At 47.9% G+C, this 24,865-nt stretch carries 19 protein-coding genes and 1 pseudogene; 10 read left to right on the top strand and 10 right to left on the bottom strand.

The window, feature by feature from the left end; translation table 11 throughout:
* The 3 genes and pseudogenes from METPAY_RS15535 to METPAY_RS11150 form a co-directional block, all read left to right on the top strand.
* Positions 1-444: pseudogene (locus tag METPAY_RS15535) on the top strand (carbohydrate-binding domain-containing protein); the annotation flags it as partial.
* Positions 445-561: 117 nt separating this feature from the next.
* The gene (locus METPAY_RS11145; RefSeq protein WP_048152584.1) at positions 562-1,260 is read left to right on the top strand and encodes a class I SAM-dependent methyltransferase; all 699 of its coding nucleotides are present in this window, start codon (positions 562-564) and stop codon (positions 1,258-1,260) included.
* A gap of 439 nt (positions 1,261-1,699) precedes the next feature.
* Positions 1,700-3,772 carry an acetate--CoA ligase family protein gene (locus METPAY_RS11150; RefSeq protein WP_048152586.1) on the top strand — a complete coding sequence of 691 codons (2,073 nt, stop codon included), beginning with the start codon at positions 1,700-1,702 and terminating at the stop codon, positions 3,770-3,772.
* Positions 3,773-4,558: 786 nt separating this feature from the next.
* Here the strand turns inward: METPAY_RS11150 and METPAY_RS11155 are convergent.
* Positions 4,559-5,851, bottom strand: a complete 1,293-nt coding sequence (locus tag METPAY_RS11155; protein ID WP_048152588.1) for an RNA-binding domain-containing protein — start codon at positions 5,849-5,851, stop codon at positions 4,559-4,561.
* A gap of 197 nt (positions 5,852-6,048) precedes the next feature.
* Here METPAY_RS11155 and METPAY_RS15735 point away from each other — a divergent pair, with 197 nt between their 5' ends.
* Entirely contained in the window at positions 6,049-6,162 is a 114-nt protein-coding gene (locus tag METPAY_RS15735; protein ID WP_394296521.1) for a Fic family protein, read from the top strand.
* On the opposite strand, the gene METPAY_RS11160 is transcribed toward METPAY_RS15735, so the two are convergent.
* Complete coding sequence (locus tag METPAY_RS11160) at positions 6,151-7,443, bottom strand: GntP family permease (RefSeq protein WP_048152590.1); 1,293 nt, start codon at positions 7,441-7,443, stop codon at positions 6,151-6,153. The two genes, METPAY_RS15735 and METPAY_RS11160, sit on opposite strands and share 12 nt — an antisense overlap.
* Before the next feature lie 178 nt (positions 7,444-7,621).
* A complete protein-coding gene (locus tag METPAY_RS11165) occupies positions 7,622-8,545 on the bottom strand; it encodes an AEC family transporter (protein WP_048152592.1) in 924 nt (307 codons plus the stop codon).
* A 207-nt stretch (positions 8,546-8,752) separates the two neighbouring features.
* On the opposite strand from METPAY_RS11165, the gene METPAY_RS11170 reads away from it, so the two are divergent.
* Positions 8,753-12,859 carry a HEAT repeat domain-containing protein gene (locus tag METPAY_RS11170; protein ID WP_048152594.1) on the top strand — a complete coding sequence of 1,369 codons (4,107 nt, stop codon included), beginning with the start codon at positions 8,753-8,755 and terminating at the stop codon, positions 12,857-12,859.
* A gap of 17 nt (positions 12,860-12,876) precedes the next feature.
* On the opposite strand, the gene METPAY_RS11175 is transcribed toward METPAY_RS11170, so the two are convergent.
* From METPAY_RS11175 to METPAY_RS11190, 4 genes are all read right to left on the bottom strand, one after another.
* A complete protein-coding gene (locus METPAY_RS11175; protein ID WP_048152595.1) occupies positions 12,877-13,698 on the bottom strand; it encodes an esterase/lipase family protein in 822 nt (273 codons plus the stop codon).
* A 101-nt stretch (positions 13,699-13,799) separates the two neighbouring features.
* Complete coding sequence (locus METPAY_RS11180; protein ID WP_013329105.1) at positions 13,800-14,063, bottom strand: RNA recognition motif domain-containing protein; 264 nt, start codon at positions 14,061-14,063, stop codon at positions 13,800-13,802.
* Positions 14,064-14,226: 163 nt separating this feature from the next.
* Positions 14,227-14,898, bottom strand: a complete 672-nt coding sequence (locus METPAY_RS11185; RefSeq protein WP_048152598.1) for a YczE/YyaS/YitT family protein — start codon at positions 14,896-14,898, stop codon at positions 14,227-14,229.
* 48 nt (positions 14,899-14,946) lie between these two features.
* Complete coding sequence (locus tag METPAY_RS11190) at positions 14,947-16,143, bottom strand: cation:proton antiporter (protein WP_048152599.1); 1,197 nt, start codon at positions 16,141-16,143, stop codon at positions 14,947-14,949.
* 156 nt (positions 16,144-16,299) lie between these two features.
* Here METPAY_RS11190 and METPAY_RS11195 point away from each other — a divergent pair, with 156 nt between their 5' ends.
* The 3 genes from METPAY_RS11195 to METPAY_RS11205 all read left to right on the top strand — a co-directional run bounded on the left by METPAY_RS11195 (position 16,300) and on the right by METPAY_RS11205 (position 19,839).
* A complete protein-coding gene (locus METPAY_RS11195) occupies positions 16,300-18,387 on the top strand; it encodes a cation:proton antiporter (protein WP_048152601.1) in 2,088 nt (695 codons plus the stop codon).
* A gap of 208 nt (positions 18,388-18,595) precedes the next feature.
* The gene (locus METPAY_RS11200) at positions 18,596-18,973 is read left to right on the top strand and encodes a type I restriction-modification system subunit M N-terminal domain-containing protein (protein WP_245611638.1); all 378 of its coding nucleotides are present in this window, start codon (positions 18,596-18,598) and stop codon (positions 18,971-18,973) included.
* The gene (locus METPAY_RS11205; RefSeq protein WP_048152605.1) at positions 18,970-19,839 is read left to right on the top strand and encodes a BRO-N domain-containing protein; all 870 of its coding nucleotides are present in this window, start codon (positions 18,970-18,972) and stop codon (positions 19,837-19,839) included. The genes METPAY_RS11200 and METPAY_RS11205 overlap by 4 nt, the downstream gene beginning before the upstream one ends.
* 463 nt (positions 19,840-20,302) lie before the next feature.
* Here METPAY_RS11205 and METPAY_RS11210 read toward each other — a convergent pair whose 3' ends face one another.
* Together METPAY_RS11210 and METPAY_RS11215 are read right to left on the bottom strand one after the other, a co-directional pair.
* Entirely contained in the window at positions 20,303-20,518 is a 216-nt protein-coding gene (locus METPAY_RS11210; RefSeq protein ID WP_048152607.1) for a hypothetical protein, read from the bottom strand.
* 329 nt (positions 20,519-20,847) lie between these two features.
* Positions 20,848-21,897: an AI-2E family transporter gene (locus METPAY_RS11215; protein ID WP_048152609.1), complete on the bottom strand. Its 1,050-nt coding sequence runs from the start codon at positions 21,895-21,897 to the stop codon at positions 20,848-20,850.
* Positions 21,898-22,122: 225 nt separating this feature from the next.
* Between METPAY_RS11215 and METPAY_RS11220 the strand changes: the two genes are divergently transcribed.
* The gene (locus METPAY_RS11220) at positions 22,123-23,898 is read left to right on the top strand and encodes an ABC transporter substrate binding protein (RefSeq protein WP_048152611.1); all 1,776 of its coding nucleotides are present in this window, start codon (positions 22,123-22,125) and stop codon (positions 23,896-23,898) included.
* Here the strand turns inward: METPAY_RS11220 and METPAY_RS11225 are convergent.
* Entirely contained in the window at positions 23,895-24,413 is a 519-nt protein-coding gene (locus tag METPAY_RS11225; RefSeq protein ID WP_048152612.1) for a DNA-deoxyinosine glycosylase, read from the bottom strand. The genes METPAY_RS11220 and METPAY_RS11225 overlap by 4 nt on opposite strands.
* Positions 24,414-24,510: 97 nt before the next feature.
* On the opposite strand from METPAY_RS11225, the gene METPAY_RS11230 reads away from it, so the two are divergent.
* Positions 24,511-24,825 (top strand): hypothetical protein, encoded by a 315-nt coding sequence (locus tag METPAY_RS11230; protein WP_048152614.1) that lies wholly within the window; start codon positions 24,511-24,513, stop codon positions 24,823-24,825.
* Positions 24,826-24,865: the final 40 nt, after the last annotated feature.

Below are 24,865 nucleotides of genomic sequence, written 5' to 3' on the forward strand. Positions count from 1 at the left end.
CTGACGTTCTCGCCTGCAAAGACCTACCAGTCAGTACTGTTATGCACATCCGATCTCGATGAGGGAACGACATATGTCGTCTACTCGGGCGGAAGTTCGACGGAAACAGCGACTGACGGTCTATATTCAGGAGGAACATACTCCGGCGGAAGCCAGTATACAACCTTCACGATATCCGGCACCGTGACCTATGCAGGCTCTTCCACCGGCGGAATGACGATGGGAGGCGGCGGAGGTATGAACAGGGGAGGAGGAAACCGAACCACCTCCTTTAACAGCACCTCAGGAAAAGGCGGCGGCCCGGGCGGTGTACCCGGACAGGAAATGCAAATGCCCGATGGAGGACAATTCAACGGAACCGCACCCGCCGGCGGAGGACAGTTTGATATGAACCTGAATGGCGGCGGCATGCAACCCCCGGACGGCGGAACTCCACCCGCGTAAACTCATCTTTTAATTTAGCTATTCACGATCTTCGAATTCTTAGAAACTCACCTGAGCCTTCTTTTAAGATCCCTGAAAAAGAATAACAGGATATTTGATCCACTCTCTCAGGAGAAAATGAACGACTTCGACAAAACCACAGAGGAGAGCAGATCGCGGTGGGAGGCAAACGCTGACTGCTGGGATGCCAGGATGGGCGATCATTCGAATCATTTCCATCGCAATATTATAAGGCCGCATACGGAAGAGCTTCTCGATATCCGGGCAGGAGACCTCGTCCTCGACATCGCATGCGGAACAGGAAATTTCTCAGAACGCCTTGTAGAAAACGGTGCCGAAGTTGTCGCATTCGATTACAGCGAAAAGATGATCTCGCATGCTAAAAGACGCCGCCGGGCCCACTCAAATAAAATTGAATTTCATGTATGCGACGCCACAAAATCCGAAGATCTTATGACCTTAAAAAAGGACAGGCCGTTCGATAAAGCGGTCGCAAATATGGCGGTAATGGATATCTCCGATATAGAACCTTTATTCAAAGCAGTCTTCGAATTGCTGAAACCGGACGGAGTTTTCGTTTTTTCATTACAGCACCCGTGCTTTGTAAGGCCGGACGGCAGATACCTGTCGCCCTCAATCTATGAGGGTGAAGCGATCAGGGGGCAGCCGGTGCTCCAGTATTATTATCACAGGCCGCTGCAGGAAATTTTGCGGCTGGCTTTCGTAAACGGATTTGTTGTCGACGGGTTTTTTGAAGTGCCGGACGATGACAATGAGTACCCGGCAGCAGCGATCATCAGGCTGAGAAAAAACTGAGATCCTACCTTGAATCCAAAATTCTCATTTGTAAACGAGTTTTTTACCCCGAAATCAGAACCATTTGATCGCGGTTGGGAGGGACATAGTTCAGACCGCGCCTGAACAATAGATGAGATCTATGCGAATCTGCGTTCATGACACTATTCACACAAATTACTAAAAGTTGTATAGGGCTGTATTTATAATTATAAATCATGTAGATTTTAGAAAACCGACTGATATTATTGTTTCATTTCAGGCTGGGAAAAAAACGGACATATAAGCACCATCTGACGATTAAGACGCAATATTTAAAATAAAACGAAAGAAAATGTTTTTTACAAATGATTGGAACATAATTCCATCTAGAGAAAACACTCTTTTCCTGTAATCGGAAGAGCGGGATTTCAACCGCCCTGCCGGTACAGGCAACGGGAGAAAAATTACGAGGATTTCAATGTCAGAGAGAATGTTAAGCGAGGCTGCGGGTTACCAGCTGCTCAGGGATTTCGGCGTACCTGCCCCCAAATTCAAGATTGTGAAGAGTGCAGAAGAAGCCGCAAAAGCAGGTGCCGAGATCGGCTACCCTGTCGTAATGAAGATTGTTTCCCCGCAGATCGTTCACAAGAGTGATGCCGGCGGTGTCATCGTGGGAGTTACCGGAAAGGACGCCGCACGGGATGCATATAATAAGATAGTCGAATCGGCAAAGGCCTACAACCCGGATGCCCAGATAGAGGGAATAATTGTTGAAGAGATGGCAAAACCGGGTCTGGAGCTGATTCTCGGCGGAAAGACCGACCCTGCATTCGGCAAGGTAATCACGTTCGGAATGGGCGGCACGCTTGTCGAACTCATGAAGGATGTCACCCTCCGAATACTCCCTGTAGACGAAGACGATATCAGGACGATGGTCACCGAGATCAATGCCTACCCCCTGATTTCTGGATACCGCGGAATGAAACCGAAGGACGAGGAAGCACTTGTCGAGATCATAAAATCGGTCGCGAAGTTCTTCGAAGAGAGCGAGAATGTAAAGGAGTTCGATATCAACCCGCTTCGTCTCTATGAAGAAGGGGCCTGTGCGGTCGATGCCAGGATAATCATCGATGACGACTATAAACCCCCGGCCAAGGCAGAGAGAAAGACGGTTCCGCCGGAGTATTTCAACCCGAGATCGGTCGCAGTCATTGGTGCTTCTTCCGATGCGAAGAAGATGGGATATGCGGTAATGCATAATCTCCTCCACTTCCCCGGTCAGATCTACCCGGTAAACAACAAGAGGAGCGAGGTCCAGGGTCTTAAGGCGTTCCCGACGGTGAGCTCGATTCCAAGTCCTGTCGATCTCGCCGTAATCACGGTCCCGGCCTTACAGGTCCCAAAGATCATGCAGGAATGCGGGGAGAAAGGTATTCCGCTCGTGGTCGTAATCACCGCCGGTTTCAAGGAGACTGGAGCAGAAGGAAAGGCGCTCGAAGACAGGATGCTTGAGATCGCCCGGAGCTACAATATAAGGATCGTCGGCCCGAACTGCCTCGGCCTGATCATTCCGCCACGCGGGCTTGATACGACATATGTTCACGAATCGCCGGACTCGGGTGGAATCGCGTTCATCTCACAGAGCGGTGCGATCATCAATACTGTCGTCGACTGGAGTCTGAAGAACGATATAGGATTCTCGGCTGTATTCTCGGTTGGAAACCAGTCGGATCTCGACTTCATCGATTACCTGAGATTCGTCGAGCAGGACAAAAACACCAAGGCGGTAATTCTGTACGTGGAACAGCTGACCGACGGACGCGAGTTCATGGAGGTTGTATCTGAGGTCGCGAAGAAGAAGCCTGTAATCGCTATCAAATCAGGTTCTTCATCGAAGGGCCAGGCCGCAGCTTCCTCGCATACAGGATCGCTCTCCGGTTCTTACGAAGTCTATATGGAAGCCTTCCGCAAGTCGGGCGTAATCCCGGTAAGGGCACTCAGGGGTGCATTCGAGGCCGCCGAGCTCCTCGCGGCACCCGCATCACCAACCGGAGCGCTCAAGGGAACAAAGGCAATCGTCATTACAAATGCGGGCGGTTTTGCCGTATTGTCCTCCGACTATGCAGAGATGTATGGAATCAACATCATCGATCTTCCGAAGGAGATTATCGAAGAGCTCAACACGTTCCTCCCAGACTACTGGAGTCATGCAAACCCGCTGGACCTTCTCGGCGATGCATCGGAGAAACGCTTCACCCAGGTATTCGATGTTCTTGCAAGACACTCAGATCTCTGGGACATTGCCTTCGTGATCGGCTTCCCGAACCTTGTTCTCGACTCCGAGCACTTTGCACAGGCGATCGTCAACTTTTCGGAGAAGACCGACAACCCGGTCATCGGCACGCTCCTCGGCGGAGAGTGCATGGAAGCGGGTATCAAACATCTCAAGGAATCCGGAATCCCCAACTTCGACGATCTCGAACAGGCATACAAGGTCGTCGGCCGTGTCGTCTGGCAGAGATGCAGGGCAAAGTCGATTGGTTTACCCTGAACAGAAAATATTTCCTTCCTTTTTTTGAATCCTTTTTCCGAGGTGACCGAAGGTCGCCATAGGTTTCGAAAGGGCGAAGCCCTTCGGTCGGCAAACGATGCAGGGCGAAGTCGATTGGACTTCCATAAATCAAATTTTTGGGGTTTCGAAAGGGGCAAAGCCCCTTCGGTCGGCAAACAATTCAGGGCGAAGTCGATCGGTTTACCCTGAACAGAAAATATTTCCTTCCTTTTTCTTTCTGTTTTGATTTTTGTGAGGGCATAAGCCCCTTCGGGGCAGCCCTGTGCTCAATTCGCTACGCGAATTTTCGCAATCACGATAGCCCGGCCTGGACGCTACCCTCCGGGTAGCCTCGGCCGGGATTAAACATTAGATCATATCGAAAAGAAAAAAGAGTCGGAGGGACAAAAATCCATCCTTCAAAAAATACTTTTCACAAATGGTGACCGAAGGTCGCCCGGGGTTTCGAAAGAGCGTCAGCCCTTCGGTCGGCGACCTATCGCCACGAGGAGGAGGGTTAAAGGGAGGGGGAATCATCCCCCTCCCTGTATATATTCCAAAATTTGAAAACAGGCATAATCCCGATCGGGTAAAAAAAGGGTTTATCAGGCGCTAATTTCTACGGTTTCTTCATATATTGACAGGGGTATCGGCTCATTATGTTTCTTCAGGCTTTCCAGGTAACCTTTTGCAGCGTCTTTTATGTTTTCAAGTGCTTCGGCTCTGGTTTTTCCCTGAGATCTACAACCCGGAAGAGACGGGCATGCTTCGCGGGGGACCGGCCGTTTACTTCTTGATTGTATAATATGTATGTGAGCCCGAACCTTTCTTCTCGGCAAGACCGAGCTTTTCCAGTTTTTCGATCCTCCTGAGAACCGTATTTTTGGAGATCTTCAGTCTCGCTGCGATATCTCCGCTCTTCATCGGCACATTTATCAGTTTAAGGATCTGGTTGTCCGTATCGTCTATGGATGAAGAGGCTGTTTTTCTGAAAATTACTGAAAATGTGGAGGGGCCCGCCTTAAATTCAACCGAGCACATCGGGTGGTTCTCAACCTCCTCTTCGATCATCTTTATTCCGAATCCGTATCGTTCGATGTAGCCCGAATCATAGAGGAGGTTTGACAATGACGGATTTCTCGGGATGTGTTCGGGATCTTTGATATCCACTCCGGGCATGAGGCCGCCGGGATTTTTGATCTCGAACCTGTCGGGATATACGAGAATCTTCACATCCGCACTGATCGTATAGTTCCGGTGGCAGACGGCGTTTATGAGTGCTTCACGAATCGCCCGCGGGGGATATTCCTCGACTTTAATTCTCCTCGTCCCCGTGACTACATCGATCTTTTTGATATCTCTCATCAGGTTTTCGTATGCCTCTTCGATAACCTTCCACACGGGCCCTTCATACTCCTCGCTCCACATGGGCCCGTCTTCACTCATGCCCACTTTTCTTATCTTTGCATAGGCGATGTTTTCGGTAGCTTCAGTGAAGAACAATATTCCTGCGTTTGTGAGTTTGTCGTTTCTTATAGCCCCGGCACTCCTGAGATATCTGGATCTGTTGTCATCTGCGATTGTTTTTCCCCTAGTCTCCTTCACCCTCTCAAAGAACCAGTCGATATAATCGGAGCGGGCGTCTTCCTTTGGGAGCATGGGGATCTCGTCCCAGTTTATGGTTCCCATCTCCGATGAGAGCATTACAATCTCCTGGAGTGAGAGTGGCCTGACTCCTGTGCCTGTTCTGATATATACGATTCCGCCAATCGAGCAGAGGTTGGAACTTTTGTCGACGGTGATTACGAGGAGGTCTTTGTCATCTACCGATATCTTCTGTGTCTTTATTGCCGGCGGAGGTATTATCGACTGAACCGAGCTTGTAACTTTCTCGATCGCATCTTTTACATCTGTACCGACGATCTTTCCCGTATCCGATACTCCGACGATTATCTTTCCGCCGTCGGAGTTGGAAAAGGCGGCGATTTCATGATGGATATTCTTTCCGGCCGATTCCTTGAATTCAAGAACTTCGGATTCCCCGGATTGTATTAAGTAGATGAGCTCCTCCAGATCCATGGTTACTGTTGCACCATGTTTATAGAAAAATGTAACGGTAGGGAGGTTACTGTTCCATTTTGGGGGTGAACAGTAATGAACGGTAGACTGGTGATGAATAGGATTTTCATTTTTTTTGTTCCGGCCTGGATGCCCTGCCACCGACCCAGTTACCGACCCAGTTGGCGACCCAGCAGGAAGATCCTGTCTGGAGGCTGTTGTCAGCACTTGCCGACGGGGAGATATCTTCCGGGAATCAGCGAATAATTCTGAATATTAAGCACCGACAGACATTCAGGGACAATTACATACATCCTTTTTTATCCAGCTAAAAGAGCCGCGTTCTCGACATAAGGAAAGAAAAATGCCGTAAGAAGAAGAGCGACAGCGAATATGATAACCGCTGCAACTGCCAGCGGCAGGGAATAATGCTTCATCACCGTCGTGATGTCATCGCCTGTGGTTCTCTGCACAAGCCAGAAGTACGGATCGGTGAGGTATGAGATGAAGCACGTTCCGGCCGAGATCATGAGTATCAGCGGAACCGGGTGAAGTGTTTCTGCAAGCCCGGCGGTGGCAATTATCTCAGACGAGATCACCGCGGTCACTACCCTGGACCCCTGAACGGTTGCGAAGACTGCCGCGATTATGAACGGAACCAGGATATCAGGAAGTACAGGAATCATCGAATCCATTATGCCGTTGGCTATACCCGAACCTACTATCACCTTCCCTACCGCTCCCGCGGAACAGAAATCAAACAGGATCAACCCTGCAAATTTGGCACCTTTTGAAAAGCTTTTCATTCTGATATCAGGAGGGGCAAGTGCAAGTGCCGTTATCATTCCGGCAAGCATTATGAATTGCGTGAGGATAAGATGGGAAAGCTGCAGAAGAAACAGTCCCACGGGTATCGCTGCAAACATTACGATAAAAGGGGCCCATGCACGGATCTTGATATTGGCAGGAACCTTCTCTTCCGGCGGCACGGATTCAACCGGCTCTCTTTTTGTCTTCCGGTACAGGAAACCGGAGAGCAGCAGAATGATTACGAGAATCCCGAAAGAGAGAGGGATTGTTATTGCATCAAAATTAAAGACCGGATAATCAGGCGCAAGACCGGTCAGGAGAGGTATCGTTGCAGGGGTAGGAAATATCAGGACATATGATATGATGCTGCCTACCGCTACAAGATAGAGGGGCCTGTTTGATCCGGGAGTTTTGTCACCCGGTTTTTTCATCGCCGGGGCTATCATCAGGTAAGTGGTGATGCAGCATGTAGTCGGGATCGAGAGGATGTAGCCGATAATTCCGGCGTTCACACCGCGATCTTTTATGCCGAAACGCAATCCGGAGATTATTATATCCAGCAATCCCTGGTCGGACAGCAGTCTCACGATGACGATTCCGGACAGTATGATAACTGCAAACGAAGAGAAGATATTCCCCATTCCTTCTATCGCCCACGTAAGAACCTGTTCGAATCCGAATCCCGCAAGAAGACCCATAAGGACGGCCCCTGTGAACAGGAACAGGAATGTAGGTACTTTCCTGGAAAAGGCGAGGATTGTTATGTATGCCAGTGTGATGATCAAAACCGGAACGGGGTCCATTGAAAGACAATTGGAAGTAGAGATTATTTAGATTTTGTTTTCGATGCGACCCTATTCTCTTTTCTTAGATCGCTAACTGATAATTCTCTTAATCTTTTGAACGGGTTAAGCCCCTCGGTCTGCGACATATCGCGAGGAGGGGGAGGGTCAAGAAAAGGAGAATCACCCCCTCCCGTACTCAAACAGAAATCAAAAGAACGGCAACGACCGGAACAGTGATCAGGCTCAGCATTGTCGAGATGAAAACACCCTTCGAGGCAAGGGTCGAATCGACGTCATACTCTTCGGCCAGGAGAACGGAATTAGCGGCGACGGGCATCGATGCCAAGAGAACCGCAATCCCGATAAAGAGCGGGTCTTTCACGAACGGCGTCAGAACGAGATAGACGACGACCGGAATTGCAATAAGCCTAAGGAAACTTATGAAATAGATCCTGAGATCGCCGAACATCCCGGAGATAGGAAGAGTGGCAAGAAGTGCACCGACGACGACCATCGCAAGCGGTGTCGTCAGGTCCCCGAGGATCTGGAGAACGTCGATAAACGGGGACGGTATCGAAAATCCGGTGAAAAAGAATACGAGGCCGATCAGCGACGACAATATTCCGGAATTCAGGAACAGCTTCGGATCGAGAGATTTCCCCATGTCCGGCCTCAGCATCAGGATTCCCGCAGAGAATACGAGAAGACCGAACGGAAGCATTACAAGAGAAGTATAAAACACCGCACCGGTACCGAAGATCGCGGCTGTAACCGGAATTCCCATAAACCCGAGATTGGAAAAGACCAGCATGAACTTCATCACACCGATCTCGTGGATGTCCTTTGAGAGAAAACGGGGAATCGCAAATGCGAAGGCGAATGAGATCAGGTAATAGACCGCCGCTACCCCAAACATCTCGATAGTACTGCCGAAGGTCTCATCGGTCAGGGGGATCTGCATTGAGACTATAATCAGGCACGGAAGAGAGATGTTTACCAGAAAACTCGAAAGGCCCTTCGCACCCTGCCTGTCGATCACCTTCATCCTGTAGGCCGCATAGCCTATCGCCATCATTATAAAAAGTATTATGATACTGTTTGTTATCTCAAAGAAATCCATGAATGTGGAGAAATATTCAAGGTCGAATGTAATAATCGTTCCTGACAGAAAAAATTCAGATAAATAAATAATAATTATCCGGAGGAACGAGAGTAACCGGTTTCACAATCCCGTCCGCCATGCGCAGATCTCATTTTTAGGAAACAATAACATCCTGATTTCAATCAAAAGTATAATGTCACTATTCACATATAGATTAAATAAATTGTGAACGAAAACACCGCCGAACTCCTGAATCTTTTGGAATCCGGAAACAAACGAGAGCGAAGATCAGCGATCGATGGACTGAAAAAGATCGGGAAACCCGCATCCCTGCAGCTTTTAAATATCCTGAACAGCGAAAATCCTGATATCCGGGACGGTGCCGCAGAGATCCTCGGCTCATACAGCGAAGGGGATATCGATACTTTTCTGAAACTTCTTGCCTCGGGAAAGAAGAATGCAAGGGACGGTGCTGCAAGAACAATCGCATACATCATAGGCAACGGCGGGAAGATCACAACTCCTCTTTCAAAGATGATCAGGGACGGGACACCCGAAGCAAGGAAAGGCGCCGCCATATCCATCGGCTATATCCATAACCCGAAGGCCGATTTCGTCAACATGCTTCTGTATATGCTTAAGGACGATGACCGCGAAGTCAGGAAACAGGCGGCCGAATCGCTGAAAAAACTGAACTGGAATTCAGTCAATCCCGTCGAGATGGCCTTTTTCTATATGGCTGACGAAGACTGGGACAAACTGGGAAAGTCAGGACCGTTCGCACTTGAAGCGGTAAAATTCGGGCTAAAAAATGCCGATTCCGAAGTGAGAATAAAACTCGCCGGCATTCTGGCAGGGACAAAAGGAAATGAATCCAAAAAAATTCTCCTTTCAATACTGGCAGACCCCGATAAAAAAGTCAAACTGGCTGCGATCGATGCAGTAGCCGAGACCCGTGACCCGGAACTCATGAATTATCTTGCCGGCGCCATGTACGACCGCGATTACGACGTTCAGGTCGAGACCTCATGGGCACTCCGCAAAGCGGGATGGAGACCTGCAAGCTACAATGAAAAAGTCAGGGCGCTTATCCTCCAGGGCGATTTAAGGGAGATCGAACTAATGGGCCGGACGGCACTCACTCCTCTCATCGAAAATCTCGGGGATACAGATCCCAATATCAGAAAAAATGCCGTAAAGGTCCTGTATTCCATAGGAAAACCGGCATATGAAGCCCTCAGACAGGCAGAAAACAAATCCTCCCCTGAGATCAGGGAAGGAATACAGGAGGCTCTCGAATATTTCAGCACCAACGAAAAGGAATCCGCGGAAAAAACAGGAAGCGATTCGGCAACTGAGAGCGAGATCCGGGAATATAATTCCAGGGATTACTGGCATCACGCTTTCATTGAGAACGGCTATAACCAGGAGATGGCTGAAAGGTTCTCTGCCTCTCTTTCCGGCGAAGACGACATCATAAGAATAACGGCTATCGAAAATCTCAAAGGGCACGGGAAGAGAGCAATCCCGATCATGATCCTTCTCCTGAACGACGAAAAGGAGAACGTGAAGACTGTCGCCATCGAATCGCTCGGCGACCTGTACGCGAAAGATGCCATCGAATCGCTCGTAAAGACAATAGAAGACGAGCATCACGAGGTCAGAAGGGCCTCCGCCTATGCCCTCGGAAAAATCCGGGATAAAGGAACCCTGCCCGTTCTTGTCAGGCACTTTGCAGACCCCGAGGAGACCGTGCGCAACGAGTGCTCCGAATCGGTCGCAAAGATGGGAAACATCGCCCTTCCCTTCATCGAAAACCTCGTATCGCACAACGACCCGGATGTCAGGATTGCATCCCTCAGGGCTCTCGGCGGGATCAGCGATCCGTCCGGAATTCCTTTCGGGACAAAGGCCCTGAACGATTCCGAGTACAACGTCAGGATTGAGGCAATGGACGCCCTTGTCCGCATCAGCGGCTTCATGTTCAACTTCCTGATGAACGAGATCCAGAGAGTCAGCATCCAGGGGACCAAGATGGAGAAGCTGGGAATGCTCAGTGTCCTGTCAAGACTCCAGGATTTAAAGATCGTCCCGGTCGTCAAGAGATTTCTCGCCGACGACGACGAGGAGGTCCGGAGAAATGCATCGGAGATCCTGGAAGTCTACAGGAAGAGAGAGATCAAAAAGGAGAAGGACAGGATTCGCGAGTACAGCAGGGAGACTGCCGACCTGCTGAAGAGGAAGCTGTCGCTAAAGGAGATCGACAGCCTTCTCGACCGCCTTATAGGTGCGGACGACTTCGCTACAATGGAGATCCTCGGGAAGAAGCTCTCGCAGAACGAGATCGAAGATCTGATTAAGGGACTCAAGGCAAAGAAAGGAGATACTTCAAAGGTCCTCGGGAAGAGGCTCTCGCAGGATGAGATCGACGAACTCATCCACCGTTCGGCCTATGTAAGCAATAAAAATACCACGGAACTGCTCGGCAAAAAGCTCAACCAGGACGAGATCGACGATCTCATCAAAAGGGCATCCTCGGAGAAGGAAGAGAATGCCGCGAAGGACATCAAGAAACAGCTCACCCAGAACGAGATCGACGACCTGATCAAAAAGGAGCTCGCACTCAAGAAGAAGGCGGCAATGGAGGTCTCAATGCTTATCGTCGGCCTGAAGAGCAGCGATCCTGCAGCCGAATCATCATCGACTGCCAAGATCATAAAGATCGGCGAGCCTGCCGTCGAACCCCTCCTCAGTTTCATGAACAACGCCGAACCGGAATTCCAGGCAAAAACCGCTGAAATCCTTATCAAAATCGGAAAACCTGGGATCAGGGGGATGATCAGGACACTGAACTATGGCCGGACAGAAATGAGAGTCGTCATAGCAAGGACCATACTGAAGAGCAAAGACCCGGAGGCAGTGAATGCCGTATACGACAGGATCAAGAGCGAGAAGAATCCCGAGGTCAGGAAGGCCCTCATACTTGCATTTACAAAGGATTCGAAGGACAAAAGAATTCCCGACGCACTGCACTCCGCACTTGCCGATCCGGACCCCGGGGTAAAGACCCTTGCAGTCCGCCTTCTTGCAAAGATCAAAGACGAAAGGGCGATCGGCCCCCTGGTATCGGTCCTGAACTACTCCGAGGATACGCTCGCGGATCTTGCCTCCGATTCTCTTGTCGGTTACGGAAAAGCTGCACAGCCGGCCCTTCTCAAAGAGCTGAAAGGAAACGGCAGCGACCAGTTTAGGGAGAGAATTGCCGCGACCATGGACAAGATGCAGTTCAAACCTGCCGACAGTAGGGATATCGCATGGTATTTTGCGGCAAAAGGAAGATGGAGCGAACTTGAGAAGTCAGGAGATTATGCACTCGAACCCCTGTCACAGATTATCGGAAACCCCTACTCCAAAAAGAGGACGGATGCACTGAAAACCCTGATCGGGATCGGCGGAACGAAGGTCCTGCCGTCTCTTTCAAATGCGGTCTTCGACATAGATGAGGACATCTCCGGGACTGCAAGGCAGGGGATCCTTGACATGGGCAGGAGTGTGATCCCGGCGCTAACGGAGATCGCCTCGAAGGAAAAAGATGCCGGGCGGCAGAGAGAGCTCGAATCGATAATCCGGGAGATCGACCAGAAAGATCTCATTAAAAAATCTATAGAGGCGGGAGACTGGAACGCGCTTGCCGGGGCAGGACCAATGGCGATCAAATATATCTCCGAAAGGACTAACTCCGCCGATCCGGAGACAAAGAGACAGATGATCTCTGTGATCTCGAGGATCGGGGGAGAAGAGGCAGTCTGCCCCCTCTCGGAGATGCTCTTTGACAATGACGAGAGGATCGCGGTTACTGCACGGCACGGTCTGCTGAATACCGGCGGAGAAGCGATACCGGAACTGGAAAAGATCTGCAGGCAGACCTCAAATCCTGCAAGACGAGAGGCTCTTAAATTCCTTATCAGGGAGATATCGAAAGAGGAGGAGATTGCAACCCTCGTTAAGGAAAAGAGGTGGATAGAGCTCCAGTTAAAAGGTGAGGATGCAATCGACATGATCTCCCAGCTGCTCGAGGACCCGAACCCCGAAAACCGGATGGGAGCAACCAAAGTCTTTGCAGGCATCGATGACATCAGTGCCGTCCGGCCGCTTCTTCACTCACTCTTCGACACAGATCCGGAGATCGTGACGATTGCGAGCTCAGCACTTAAAAAAAGAGGAAAGACGATAATCCCGGTAATCTCAGTGGCAATTATTAAGGAGAAGAACCCTGCAAAAAAGAAGGCCCTTGCAGATCTAATCAGGGAGATGGAGTCGGGCGGCAGCTGAACCCTGAATTATCACCATCAGCAGAAGAACTCGGGTTCCGTATCGGGATCGGTGAGATAATTCATGATCCTCTCGATTACTTCTTTATTCTTCGGCAGCATGATGTGACAGTAGCGGAAAGGCCCCGAGCCGAACTTCTCCTGGTCTTTCGGGATAATATCCGCCCCGGCGCCGGGTATGAACGAATCCACATGCGCAACGACCCCGTCGCCACGGAATGTCGTATCCCATGAGCCGTCTTCACCGAATACCCAGGTTCTCCCGCTGAACGGGGGGAAAAACACAGGACAGCATTCTTCATTGGACGATACGATCACCCTGTACATGATATCGTCACGTGTGCCCGATGCACGGATCTCCATATTCTCCGGGCTTCCGGGACGAAGACCCTGCACGATCAGGTCTTCTTCAGGCTTGTATTTTCTTGGAACGAACACTCCCTCGAGGTTTCGCAGGACCTCCGGGCCGTGGACGGGATCGTTGAATAGCTCTGCCATCGACGAACCGTTGCTCGCGGGGCCTATGCCGATGAAAAACCTGACCTTCTCCTCTTTCGATACACCGTCGATCACCTCAAGCATGTACCTGACGATGAAGCTGCCCGTAGAATGACAGACGATATCGATATAATCATAGTACCCGAGTCTCCTGCGGGTATCCCGGATATAATCGCGGAGAGCCATCGCGATCGCGACAGGCTCGGAACTCTCCATTCCGGTAAAACTGAAATTCCAGTAAGGTATCGATTCATCCTCAAGTTTACTTGCAAGATCTTTCCAGATCTCCGGGCCGCTCTTCCAGCCGTGAACAAGTACTACGGGATACCTTTCAAAGGTCACAGAATAGTATCGCTCTTAGGAACCATATCTTTGACGGATTTATAGGATAACAATCCGGGGTGCGTCGAACAATCCGGATAAAAGAAAGATTTTCAGGAGAATTAATATCTTCTGTTGAAATCGCTTCTCGGGCGCGGCGGGCGGGCTTCATCAATCCGCATCGTGCGTCCTTCATACTCTGTTTCATTAAGGGCGGCCATTGCCTTCTCAGCCTCTTCGGCCGAGCCCATCTCAACGAATCCAAATCCTTTACGTTCAATAATTCTAACGCTTTTAACGTCGCCATATTGAGAAAACAATTCTTCCAACTGTTTTTCAGTTACCGAGTATGTCAGATTGCCGACATACAACTTACTGGTTTCCATAAACGGTCTCCACTAACTAATGGGCACTAAGATTAGATAAACTATACCTTTATTCTCGCCAAAAGGGTATTTTCTCAGTTGTAACGGGAGAAACCGGGAAATAATGGTACCGGCCTGAAGTCCTCCGGCGATCATTTGCCGAAGAAAAAATCGTTATGAAAGATCAGTTGTCACGCTGAAAATGGTTCCGCCTGTGACTGAAAAATACAAACAAGGCGCTTATTGCCGTTATTATGTACCCTACAATCAGTGCGGAGATGAGTGTTCCCTCCCCGAGACCCTTCAGTGTTCCGAAGAAAAAAAACGAAATCGCTCCCGCGGTGAAGCAGAGTGTCGTATCGAATGCGACTTTGACCGTTCCAAACCTTTTTCCGGCTTTTTCCGCGATTATCCTGACAACCGCATCGCCGGGATAGACGAAAGTGCCGGACGTTATCTCCAGGTAGACTCCCAGTGCAAGAACAACGCATCCCGCAAGAAGCGTGATTATTTTCGCGGGATAAAATACCGGATCGACAAAATAAAAAATCAACATCCCGAGATCGATGAAAAACCCGAGAATGAGTCCGACGAATACCTGGAGAGACTGGATCTTCGGAAAACCCTTTCCCAAAATTATGATCTCTATAAGAAGGAAGAATACACCCAGGAGAAAAGCAAATTCACCGAAAGTTACGGGAAATACCAGGCAGAGAACATAGGGAACGCTTGAAATCGGTGACGTCCCGAGATACGATTTTGTTATCAGGCTTATGCCGAGGCCCATAAAAAACAGCCCCAGGATCAGGGTCGAATACCTGGTAAAAACTGATTTTTGATCTGTTGCGCCGGCCATTTTGTATGAGTTCCCCTGACAGATCTGTCCTGAAAAAGCATAAGGATATCACCGGCTTTCCTCCGGGTACTCGTGCTTCTCCCTGAAGAGCCAGTCTTTCAGCAGGAACGGTGTAATTATCGTGCAGATCAGGCTGGCCATGATGATCGATATGAACGCATCCTGCCCGATTATTCCCATCGAAAGTCCGACGAGCGCTATGACCATAGCCATCTCCCCGCGTGGAATCATTCCCGCTCCGACCGTCAGGGAGTCGTGAAGATCCATCCCGGTAGCCCTTGCAGGTATGCTGCACCCGACGAATTTGGAAACAGCCGCAACTACGGTGAGAATGATGATGAACGGAATTATCGCGGTTGTCACCTCGTGAATATCCACGAGAATCCCGAGCGAGATGAAGAATATCGCCGCGAACGGGATGTACAAAAATTCAGATCCCTTCTTGATGCTCAGGCTGTGCTTGAGCGAGACCTTGTTTATGGAAACGCCGGCGATAAACGATCCGATCATGGGGGATAATTCGAAAAAGTCTGCGACAAGTGCATAGATGAATGCGATGCAAAGCCCGAACAGGAATACGAACTCGGGAAAGATCACCGCGATCTCCGATGAATCGACCTTCTCGATAAGCCGATCCACCACGTATAGTCCGAAAAGCGCCGCAGCAGCGATATATGCAATTGGTCTTGCGACCGAAAGAGCAAGATCTACAAACGACGTTGCACCTGAAATAACATCGAGAGTCACCGAGAGGACGATCAATGCCAGGATATCGTCGATTACCGCGGTCCCGATTATCGCGTTTGCGACCTGCGTATGGAGTTTGCCCATCTCCTTGAGAACGTTCGCGGTAATTGCGATGCTCGTCGCCGTAAGTGCGGCCCCGATGAAGAACGATCCTTCGATAGGATATCCTAATGCATCGGCGGTCAGAAAGCCCAAAATCCAGGGGAGGATCACGCCGCAGATCCCGATAAGAAGAAACCTGCCCTTTAGTATGTCGCTGAAATGAAAGTCGAACCCGATTACAAAGAGAATTATGATCGCACCCATCTGTGCAAGGGCACTTACGAGGTCGGTGTAGGTGATCAGACCGAGGACGCTCGGGCCGACGATAAGCCCGAGTATGATCTCCCCGACAACCGCCGACTGGTGAATATACGAAGCGATGAGGTATCCGCCCACGGCGACGAGAAGAAGGAGAGCGATCTGGAATTCGGCATTAACAACGGGCAACGGGTCCATTGGTTCATATTATTTTACAACTTATAGAAAAACCCTCCTTTCACGATGCCGTCAATAACTTCTTCAGGCCGGGGATGGCCGGAGAATTCCCGGTCAGGAATCATTATCAGCAGAAAACCGAATTAATTAGAAAAGAATAATTTTTGAGTAACGATTATGACGGGAACAGACGTAGAGAGCATTATATCGATAATACTTCTCCTGCTTTTCATTGCAATCTTCGCGGGAATATTATTCAGAAAGATAAAAGTGCCCTACACAATCGGCCTTTTCCTGGCAGGTTTTGTAATTACGGCGATATCCCGGAACATTTCAGGAATCGAAAACCTCTTCGATTTTGTGCTCTCATCAGAAATTATACTCTTTCTCTTTCTGCCGCCCATCGTCTTCGAAGCTGCCTTTCATATCAACAAGAGGCTGATGTCAGAGACAATTGCACCGATACTTATTCTTGCAATTCCCGGAGTCATATTTTCTGCATTGGTTGTCGGCTGTATAGTCGGATATGCAACCCCGGTGCCGCTGATATATGCGATGCTCTTCGGGGCCCTGATCTCGGCAACCGACCCTGTCTCGGTCATAGCGCTCTTCAAAAACATAGGAGTTCCTGCAAGACTTACGACTATCCTCGAAGGTGAAAGCGTATTCAACGATGCATCTGCCCTTGTTACGTTCAGCCTTGTTCTCGGGATCATTAGTGTGGGAACCTTCGATCTCTACACAGTTGTCTATGGAACGGAATGGATATTCTGGAGCTTCTTCGGCGGAATCCTCACGGGAATATTCACAGGCATCCTGATTGGAAGTCTCATCGCCCTGTCCGGGAAGGATGCAGTCATATCGTCTGTTATAACGATGATAATTGCATATGCCTCCTATCTCCTGGCGGACTCGCTATTCCAGGTGTCCGGAATAATTGCGGTGCTTACGGCAGGACTAATCGTCGGGTGGTTCTCCTCGATCTGGCTTAAGAAGGAGGAACGCAAAGGGCTGTCGGATTTCCAGGATTTTTCCGCATATCTTGCGAACAGTCTCATATTTCTCCTGATCGGAATTACAACCGCCAACATACTGGCAGTTTACAGCTCCGAAACCGAACTCCTGCTCCTGATTCCTGTCGCACTGGTCGCGGTCTTCATATCGAGGGCCGCGGTGGTCTATATCCTTTCGGGTGTCATGAATCTCTTCAAAGGCAGGGGTTACATCCCGCTAAATTACCAGCATGCACTTTTCTGGGGAGGGCTCCGCGGTGCCGTTGCACTCGCACTTGCGCTCTCGATCAGCGAGAATATGCCGTACAGGGATGAGATCGTGATGATGACAGTCGGGGTCGTCCTGTTTACCGTTATCGTCGAGGGGACGACGACAAAACCGCTTACAGCGAAACTTGGTCTCGACCGGCCGAGCAATATCGCGTTATACGAATATTACAGCGGAATCATCCATGCAAAGACGGCGGGTCTCAAGATTCTCGACAGACTTGAAGCACGGAATAAGGTGGAACCGGTGATTGCCGGCAGGATCAGGGATGAGTATTCCCGTGAGATTACAGATGCCCGCAGCGGCATACAGGAAATATACCAGAATATTCTCCCGGATGACGAAGTTTTAAAAAAGTTCCTGTGGATTCGGCTGATTATGGTTGAGAGGAGTTTCTACGAGGAGTTTTATGAAGGCGGTTATATCTCTGAGATCGTTCTTGACGAGATGAGGCATTTCATCAATCTCAGGCTGGACGATGTAATGGCAGGAATTGTGCCTCCGCGTGATATTCTCAAACCTGATTCCCCGGAATACAGGATCTCTATGAAAACAGCAGCCGTCCTCTCGGGGACATTTAAGAACTCCCATTTTGCCAAAAACCTGCGAAAATTCATACTTACAACCGAATACCAGAAATATATTGTATTGAGTTCTGCGGCCACGGAGGTGGAGGGTGCCATGGACATTATCACTTCAGAACTGGATTTCCCGGAGAAAATTGTGGACGAGGCCGGAAAAGAACTGCACAGGATCTCGGAGAGGTCGGAGAAGAGAATCGAAGATATGTCAGCGAGGTACCCCGAGCTTTCAAAAGATATCGAGGACTACTATTTCCGGCTTTCTATTATGATGAAGGAGGAGAAGGAATATTCGGGCATGAAGGAAAAAGGGCTTGTATTTCCGAATGTATATCATAAACTCCTGGAAAAGATCGAGAAAGAGAGAGCCGGGCTTGAGGAACATATATTCAATATTGTCTGATCTGAAAAACAAGTTTTTTTCTGAAATCACCAGGTTGGCAGATATCAATTTTCACAGATTTTTCCCAGGAAACAGAGCGATCGAAAGGTCGATCTTAATTTTGTCGTAAATAGATCTGATAACTGGGCCTCCGATTTCAATGTGTTATACTTTATAAAACTAAAACTCACAGTTTAGATCGGATACTGATAGCGGGTAAATGGTCAATATGGAAAATCTAAGCGCAAACGTAAGCGAAAGAGCCAATCTTATCTTGTCGATAGCAGATAAACTGACCGGAACATACAAACCTCATGAATATGGAGAAGTGATTCTTCCCCTGACTGTCATAAGGCGTTTTGACTGTGTACTTGCAGATACAAAAGATGCCGTTCTTGAGAAGAATTCCAAAGTAAAAGCAGTTGCAATGAAAGAGACATTTCTCCAGAAAGCGTCCGGCTATTCGTTCTACAATACAAGCAGATTCACATTTCAAAAACTGCTGGATGACCCCGACAATATAGAGACACTCATCAGAAAACTTGAAGAATACAAAAATTCCCTGATCTATGAAGCCGTGACCGGGAAGATGGATGTTTGCCAATGACGGAAAAAGAGAAGAAAATACCTATAGGCTCTGAAACGGCAATAAAAATATTCGACCAGAAAAATATCAGGACAGCATGGGATAGTGAGAATGAGAAATGGTATTTCTCAATCATCGACGTACTGGCAGTACTTACTGAAAGCAAAAATCCCACAGCATATTGGAGAAAACTTAAACAGCGACTCAAAACAGAGGGAAACCAAACCGTGACAAATTGTCACGGTTTGAAGATGTCTGCTCCGGACGGGAAAATGAGAATGACTGATGTTGCCGACACGGAACAACTGTTCAGGCTTATCCAGTCAGTACCCTCCCCTAAAGCAGAACCGTTTAAGATATGGCTTGCAAAAGTAGGAAAAGAAAGGGTAGATGAGATCGCCGATCCGGAACTTACGATAGACAGGGCTCTTCAGACCTACCGAAGGAAAGGATACTCTGAAAAGTGGATAAATCAGCGATTAAAGACCATTGAAATCCGTAAAGAGTTAACGGACGAATGGGATCGTGCAGGAATTGAAAAAGGAACAGACTATGCGATATTGACAGATGAAATCACTAAAGCATGGTCCGGAATGACAACAAAAGAATATAAACAGTTAAAAGAGCTAAGAAAAGAAAGCCTCCGCGACAATATGACAAATCTTGAACTTGTCCTGAATATGCTTGCAGAAGCTACTACAACAGAGATATCCAAATCAGAAAATCCATCAGGACTTTCAGATAGCCAGAAGATTGCAAACCGTGGAGGGAAGGTAGCCGGAACTGCCCGCAAAGAGATTATAAAACAAACGGGAAAAGATCCTGTAACTTCAAAGAAGGATACAGAACAGCAACTTTCAAACGCGGAAAACGCAGAGATAAACTAAATTCCGATCGAGCTTAAATTTCTAAAGAAAACCGTATGAAGATTTGAGTCTAAATATGGAAATTTCGGGATCTCAGTAACTTTTTGATAAATACAGATTAAACTTGCCCAAGTTAGCAGGTAAACATCACGCCCTTACAGGAATGCCTGCACTATACATTACAACATCCACCAAAACGTAAGATCTGATATAAGGACTCAGATACCTCTCCCGAGACAAGTTCGACCCCCCTTCCGAACGAACTTATGATATTTACTTTGTATTCCGGAAGTCATAATAGAGATTTCTCAGATGCATTCATGAAACGAAGGTTTCATACACTGTTTCATTTAGATCACAAAGCGATTTAATGCTAAATCATCACAAACACATAAAAATAAATCAAAACCCGAAAAAAGGTTTTAGGTGAACACCAATCAGGTGTCAAAACATCATTTGTGAACTCACATAGATCTCCTGAGAATCACCCCTCGACAATCTCGAAAAATTTCAGCGCAGCGGGAGCATGATCTTTTATCTCATCGTAGAAATATGTGCCCAGTGCCGCATCCGAATCCGCAATCGACTGTTTCAATGTCCGGACAAGCCATCCCTTTAAAGTGCCTTCGTTGTCAAGAGAGTTCATTACGACGACGACGGCCTCATCAACTTCCTGTTTGTTTCTCCAACGGTATCCCATTTTTACACCTCCGGGAAATGATGTAATGTTTTCCTGAAGATATTTAGATTTTATTGAGGTGTCAGGGTTGCAATATCTCAAAATTGTTTTGCAGATCCCAGGATTCAGTATCCACACATCCCAAGGTATAGGACGAGATTTCGTTCTAAAAAAATCCATTCCGAACCTGCCATGAGCTTATGACATCTCTCCGCTCAGGGGATACCCGCCTATCCCCTGAGCGGCATATCACCACGAAGAGGCCCCGAGGTCGGGGCCGATCCGCGGGTCTGCAGGGCGGCACGCGGCGAGGGGTTGCCTGCGATAAAAGAAAAAAATAAAATTAAAAATTATTCTTCCTCAGCCTGCCCCGGCTCGTCGAATCCAAGAAGGGTAGTTATCCATCTCGTGTCCGGACTTCCCTGCAGGAGAGCGATGATTATTACAGTGAACGGAACCGAGAGAAACAGCCCCACAGGACCGAGAACCCACGACCACAGGATGATCGTAACGATTACGATCAAAGGCGGAATCTGGAAACTGTCTGCTGCAAATTTGGAGAATACGAAATTTTCAACCACCGCATTAATTATGCAGATGCCTACGATCACCACGGCCGCACCCCATACCCCGAGCTGGAGCCAGGCGAGAAATATCGCGGGGATTGAAACAATTATCAGGCCGACATACGGGATGTAGCTTAAAATAATCGCCATAAGACCCCAGAAGACCGCCATATCGATCCCGAGAATATACAGCATTCCCCCGAACGATGCCCCGAGAACAACATTCGTCTTGGTCTTTACGACGAGCCATTTGATGATATTAGAGATAATGACTTTTACATTCTCGACCTTACCCGAGCCTTCCCCGTAAACTTTTTCAATCCTTCCCGGCATTTTGTGCACTTCAAGGAGAGCGAAGCACGTTATTACAAGAATGAAGAAGAGATCCATGGCAAGCATCGATCCTCCTGCGACAACCTCAAGAACCATTTTTGAAATTGCATTCCAGTCGGGTTTCAGGACAGATGCGACCATATCTCCTGAAATATTGAACCTGGCCAAAATATCCATCAACTCCGAGAGTCTCTCTGTCAGAAGGGATTCGTATTCCGGCAGTCTCGATATGAAAACGTACAGGGATTCATAGATCAGGAATACGAAAGCCAGGATACAGACGATATAAAGAATTATAATTATCGTCACCGAAAGGATATCGGAAAGCCCGGCCTTGTTCAGCCTCTTCATAATAGGAATTCCAAGAAGAGTAAGGATCACGGATATCAGCATAATATTTATGAAATAGGCCGCACTTTTCATCCCGATCAGGATTACAAACAGCAAAGCGATCGACAGGAGAGGATAGAGCAGGTTCTTTAAATTTTCAGGAGTTCTCATCTTTACAACCAGTCCGATTATTAATATTTATCCGTGGCTTAAAAATAAATTCTGATTGCCATCCGGAATCTCCAGATCCATCTATAGGTGTCCGGCATATATGGAAAATCAATTAGAATAATATTTTAACCATTACTGATGCAATATTGATTATCCATATAGCAGTTATTTGGAGTTCAATAATTTAATAATAATATAACCAGAATTATAGGATGGGATTGATCGATGGGCAGATTATGGGCGGCCGTTTTTCTTCTGTTAATAGTAGTAACTATTATTCCCGGCCACGTTTCATGCCTGGAAGAAAGCGATCTGGAGCAGATTCTTTATATCAACTCATATGATTTCGATTTTTCATGGAGTAAACTCATGGCGGACGGAGTCCATGACGGTATCATTTCCGGTTTGAACGAGAGCGAAAAACCCGGGGTGTATGTTCTTACCGAGTTTATGGACTCAAAATTCATCTCTGACGATATTCATTTCAGGAATCTCTACAACCTTTACTCATACAAATTAAAAGGCAACAAACCCGGTGTAATTATCGTATCGGATGACAATGCACTCAGGTTTATGAGAGAATACGGAGATGAGATGTTTCCGGGAGTGCCGGTAGTTTTTACAGGCATAAACGACTATGATTGGATTCTCGATGATCTGCCTGCCAATTATACCGGAATAATCGAAAAAACTCCGATCGAAGAGAATATAGATCTGGTTCTCAGGCTGCACCCGGATTTGAATACAATATACTTTGTGACCGACGATACATTCACAGGGAAAACCGTCCGCAGACAGACCGAAAATATCACGAAAAAATATGAAGACAGGATTGAGGTCAGGTATTCGGGCCAGGGGCTGAGTACAGGGGAAATGCTCCGTGAAGTGCAGGAACTCCCCGACAATTCGGCAGTAATCTTCTTCACTTACAGCATCCTGAACGAAAACGGGGATAAGATGTACCCCGACCGCTACATCATCACTCTCATGAATCAGAATCGAATCCCGGTATATACTGTAATGGACCAGTACAATAAACTGGGAGTTTCCGGAGGTTACCAGATATCCGCATATGAACTCGGGAAAGCGGCATCCGAAAAGGCCATGAAAATAATCCATGGAACCGATCCGAATGACATCCCGGTTGAAACAGAAACACCCTCCAAAATTGAACTTAATTACGACGATATTAAAAAATACGATATAAAAGACGACAATATCCCGTCGGAAACCGAATTCTTCAACAGACCTTCATACATGGTTGCCATCCCGAAAAATTTCGCAACCGCGATAGTAATCCTGATATTGTCTCTTGCAGCCATCCTGCTCATCTCTCTTGTCTACAATAATAAGCTAAAAAAGACCGAGATCGAACTTAAAGATTCGCTCGACGAGAAAAATATCCTTCTAAGAGAGATCCACCACAGGGTCAAGAACAATCTGGCCGTGATAACAAGTCTCGTAGAAATGCAGTCCATGAATTCGATGGAGACCGAAACGAAACAAAAACTCAGGGATATGGGCAACAGGATAATATCGATGTCTATTATCTATGACAACCTGTACCAGTCGGGAAATCTTTCAAAGATCAATATCAGGACCGTTTTCATGACCCTCGGAGAGAAGCTTATCCAGGACTATAGTATGGGGATCGATATTCATTTTGAGGTAACCGGTGAGGACTGCCTGATCAGCCCCGACAAAGCGGTCCCTCTCAGCCTGGTAATTAACGAAATAATAGGAAATTCATTGAGATTTGCATTTGCAGGAAAAAAATCGGGCGAAATCCGGATCAACTATACCTGTAAAGACGAAATCCTCAACATAAGAATCTCTGATAACGGCATCGGAATCGACCGGCCGTATATCGAAGGCGAAACGGAATCCATCGGTCTCGATCTCATCAGGAACATCGTATCACTTCAGCTCAACGGAACAGCAGAGATCCGCAGCGACGGCGGTACGATCTGGATCATCAGCTTTCCTACAGACAACGATTAATCTTTTCTTCCCGCAAACCCGACGATTTTTTTCCAGTCCGATAATTTCTCTTCATACGTGTAGCCGGCATTTGCAGGGCTTGTCGACATGAGGACCACTACGGTAATATCCGGATATTCCGGCAGATCGCCGTAGATCTTTTTGAACCACCTTCCGGCACCGGTGACTCCGTTTAATGCGATGCATTTTATCGTCGGATTTTCACGCAGGAATCCGGGGATGTCATTGGGGACGACATCCTTTATTCCCGAATCGCTGCTGCCCTCCCTCGAGCACCCGGATATGACATCCCATAGTGCAATTCCATGATTCGAAAGCTCTGCAATCCTCCGGCCATACGGAAGATCCCGGTCTATCCCGAACAGGGATTCCATAATTTGCCAGAAATTGTTCCGCTTATTTGCATAATATTCTCCCTTTTCAAGAGAGATGACAGACGGAAAACTCCCGAGGATCAGGACGGAAGGGCCTTTTCCCGACAGCGGTCTTAGTCCTGGAGAAGCATTTGCAGGCATGTTTTGTTCATTATTGATTCTTCTTTTACTCTGTATAGCCCTGCCGCCCTGATTATGGTAAAAGATTATATTTCATGCGGTCTCTTCTATTTAATCAATGAAAACCGGGATCATCCTGATTGCGGCGATAATAATTACTGCGATAACGATCTGTCCGGCTGCTGCTATATCAGTTGAAGAGATCGATACCGGATCACTGGACATTCCCGAACTTGAAGCCCTCGATTTTTCCGAAACCCCTCTTGGCAGTCTCGAATCGCTGCTCACTTATTCAGAGAGGCTGATAAAAGCGGCCGAAGCACTACTTGATTTCATTGGTAGTATATTCAGCATGCTCGGCATGGAAGACAACACCGATGTCGAAAATCTGCTGAATATATTTGAGGATGGAATGAACCTGACCAAAAAATGAAGGATCGAAATATATTTCCGTGCTTTATAATTGATTACCT

The sequence above is a fragment of the Methanolacinia paynteri genome, from assembly GCF_000784355.1.
GTDB lineage: Archaea > Halobacteriota > Methanomicrobia > Methanomicrobiales > Methanomicrobiaceae > Methanolacinia > Methanolacinia paynteri.

Excerpts from the sequence above, each read along its gene's own strand:
- METPAY_RS11145 (WP_048152584.1), top strand. The coding sequence starts at position 562 with ATGAACGACTTCGACAAAACCACAGAGGAGAGCAGATCGCGGTGGGAG.
- METPAY_RS11150 (WP_048152586.1), top strand. The coding sequence starts at position 1,700 with ATGTCAGAGAGAATGTTAAGCGAGGCTGCGGGTTACCAGCTGCTCAGG.
- METPAY_RS11155 (WP_048152588.1), bottom strand. The coding sequence starts at position 5,851 with ATGGATCTGGAGGAGCTCATCTACTTAATACAATCCGGGGAATCCGAA.
- METPAY_RS11160 (WP_048152590.1), bottom strand. The coding sequence starts at position 7,443 with ATGGACCCCGTTCCGGTTTTGATCATCACACTGGCATACATAACAATC.
- METPAY_RS11165 (WP_048152592.1), bottom strand. The coding sequence starts at position 8,545 with ATGGATTTCTTTGAGATAACAAACAGTATCATAATACTTTTTATAATG.
- METPAY_RS11180 (WP_013329105.1), bottom strand. The coding sequence starts at position 14,063 with ATGGAAACCAGTAAGTTGTATGTCGGCAATCTGACATACTCGGTAACT.
- METPAY_RS11185 (WP_048152598.1), bottom strand. The coding sequence starts at position 14,898 with ATGGCCGGCGCAACAGATCAAAAATCAGTTTTTACCAGGTATTCGACC.
- METPAY_RS11190 (WP_048152599.1), bottom strand. The coding sequence starts at position 16,143 with ATGGACCCGTTGCCCGTTGTTAATGCCGAATTCCAGATCGCTCTCCTT.
- METPAY_RS11195 (WP_048152601.1), top strand. The coding sequence starts at position 16,300 with ATGACGGGAACAGACGTAGAGAGCATTATATCGATAATACTTCTCCTG.
- METPAY_RS11200 (WP_245611638.1), top strand. The coding sequence starts at position 18,596 with ATGGAAAATCTAAGCGCAAACGTAAGCGAAAGAGCCAATCTTATCTTG.
- METPAY_RS11205 (WP_048152605.1), top strand. The coding sequence starts at position 18,970 with ATGACGGAAAAAGAGAAGAAAATACCTATAGGCTCTGAAACGGCAATA.
- METPAY_RS11210 (WP_048152607.1), bottom strand. The coding sequence starts at position 20,518 with ATGGGATACCGTTGGAGAAACAAACAGGAAGTTGATGAGGCCGTCGTC.
- METPAY_RS11215 (WP_048152609.1), bottom strand. The coding sequence starts at position 21,897 with ATGAGAACTCCTGAAAATTTAAAGAACCTGCTCTATCCTCTCCTGTCG.
- METPAY_RS11220 (WP_048152611.1), top strand. The coding sequence starts at position 22,123 with ATGGGCAGATTATGGGCGGCCGTTTTTCTTCTGTTAATAGTAGTAACT.
- METPAY_RS11225 (WP_048152612.1), bottom strand. The coding sequence starts at position 24,413 with ATGCCTGCAAATGCTTCTCCAGGACTAAGACCGCTGTCGGGAAAAGGC.
- METPAY_RS11230 (WP_048152614.1), top strand. The coding sequence starts at position 24,511 with ATGAAAACCGGGATCATCCTGATTGCGGCGATAATAATTACTGCGATA.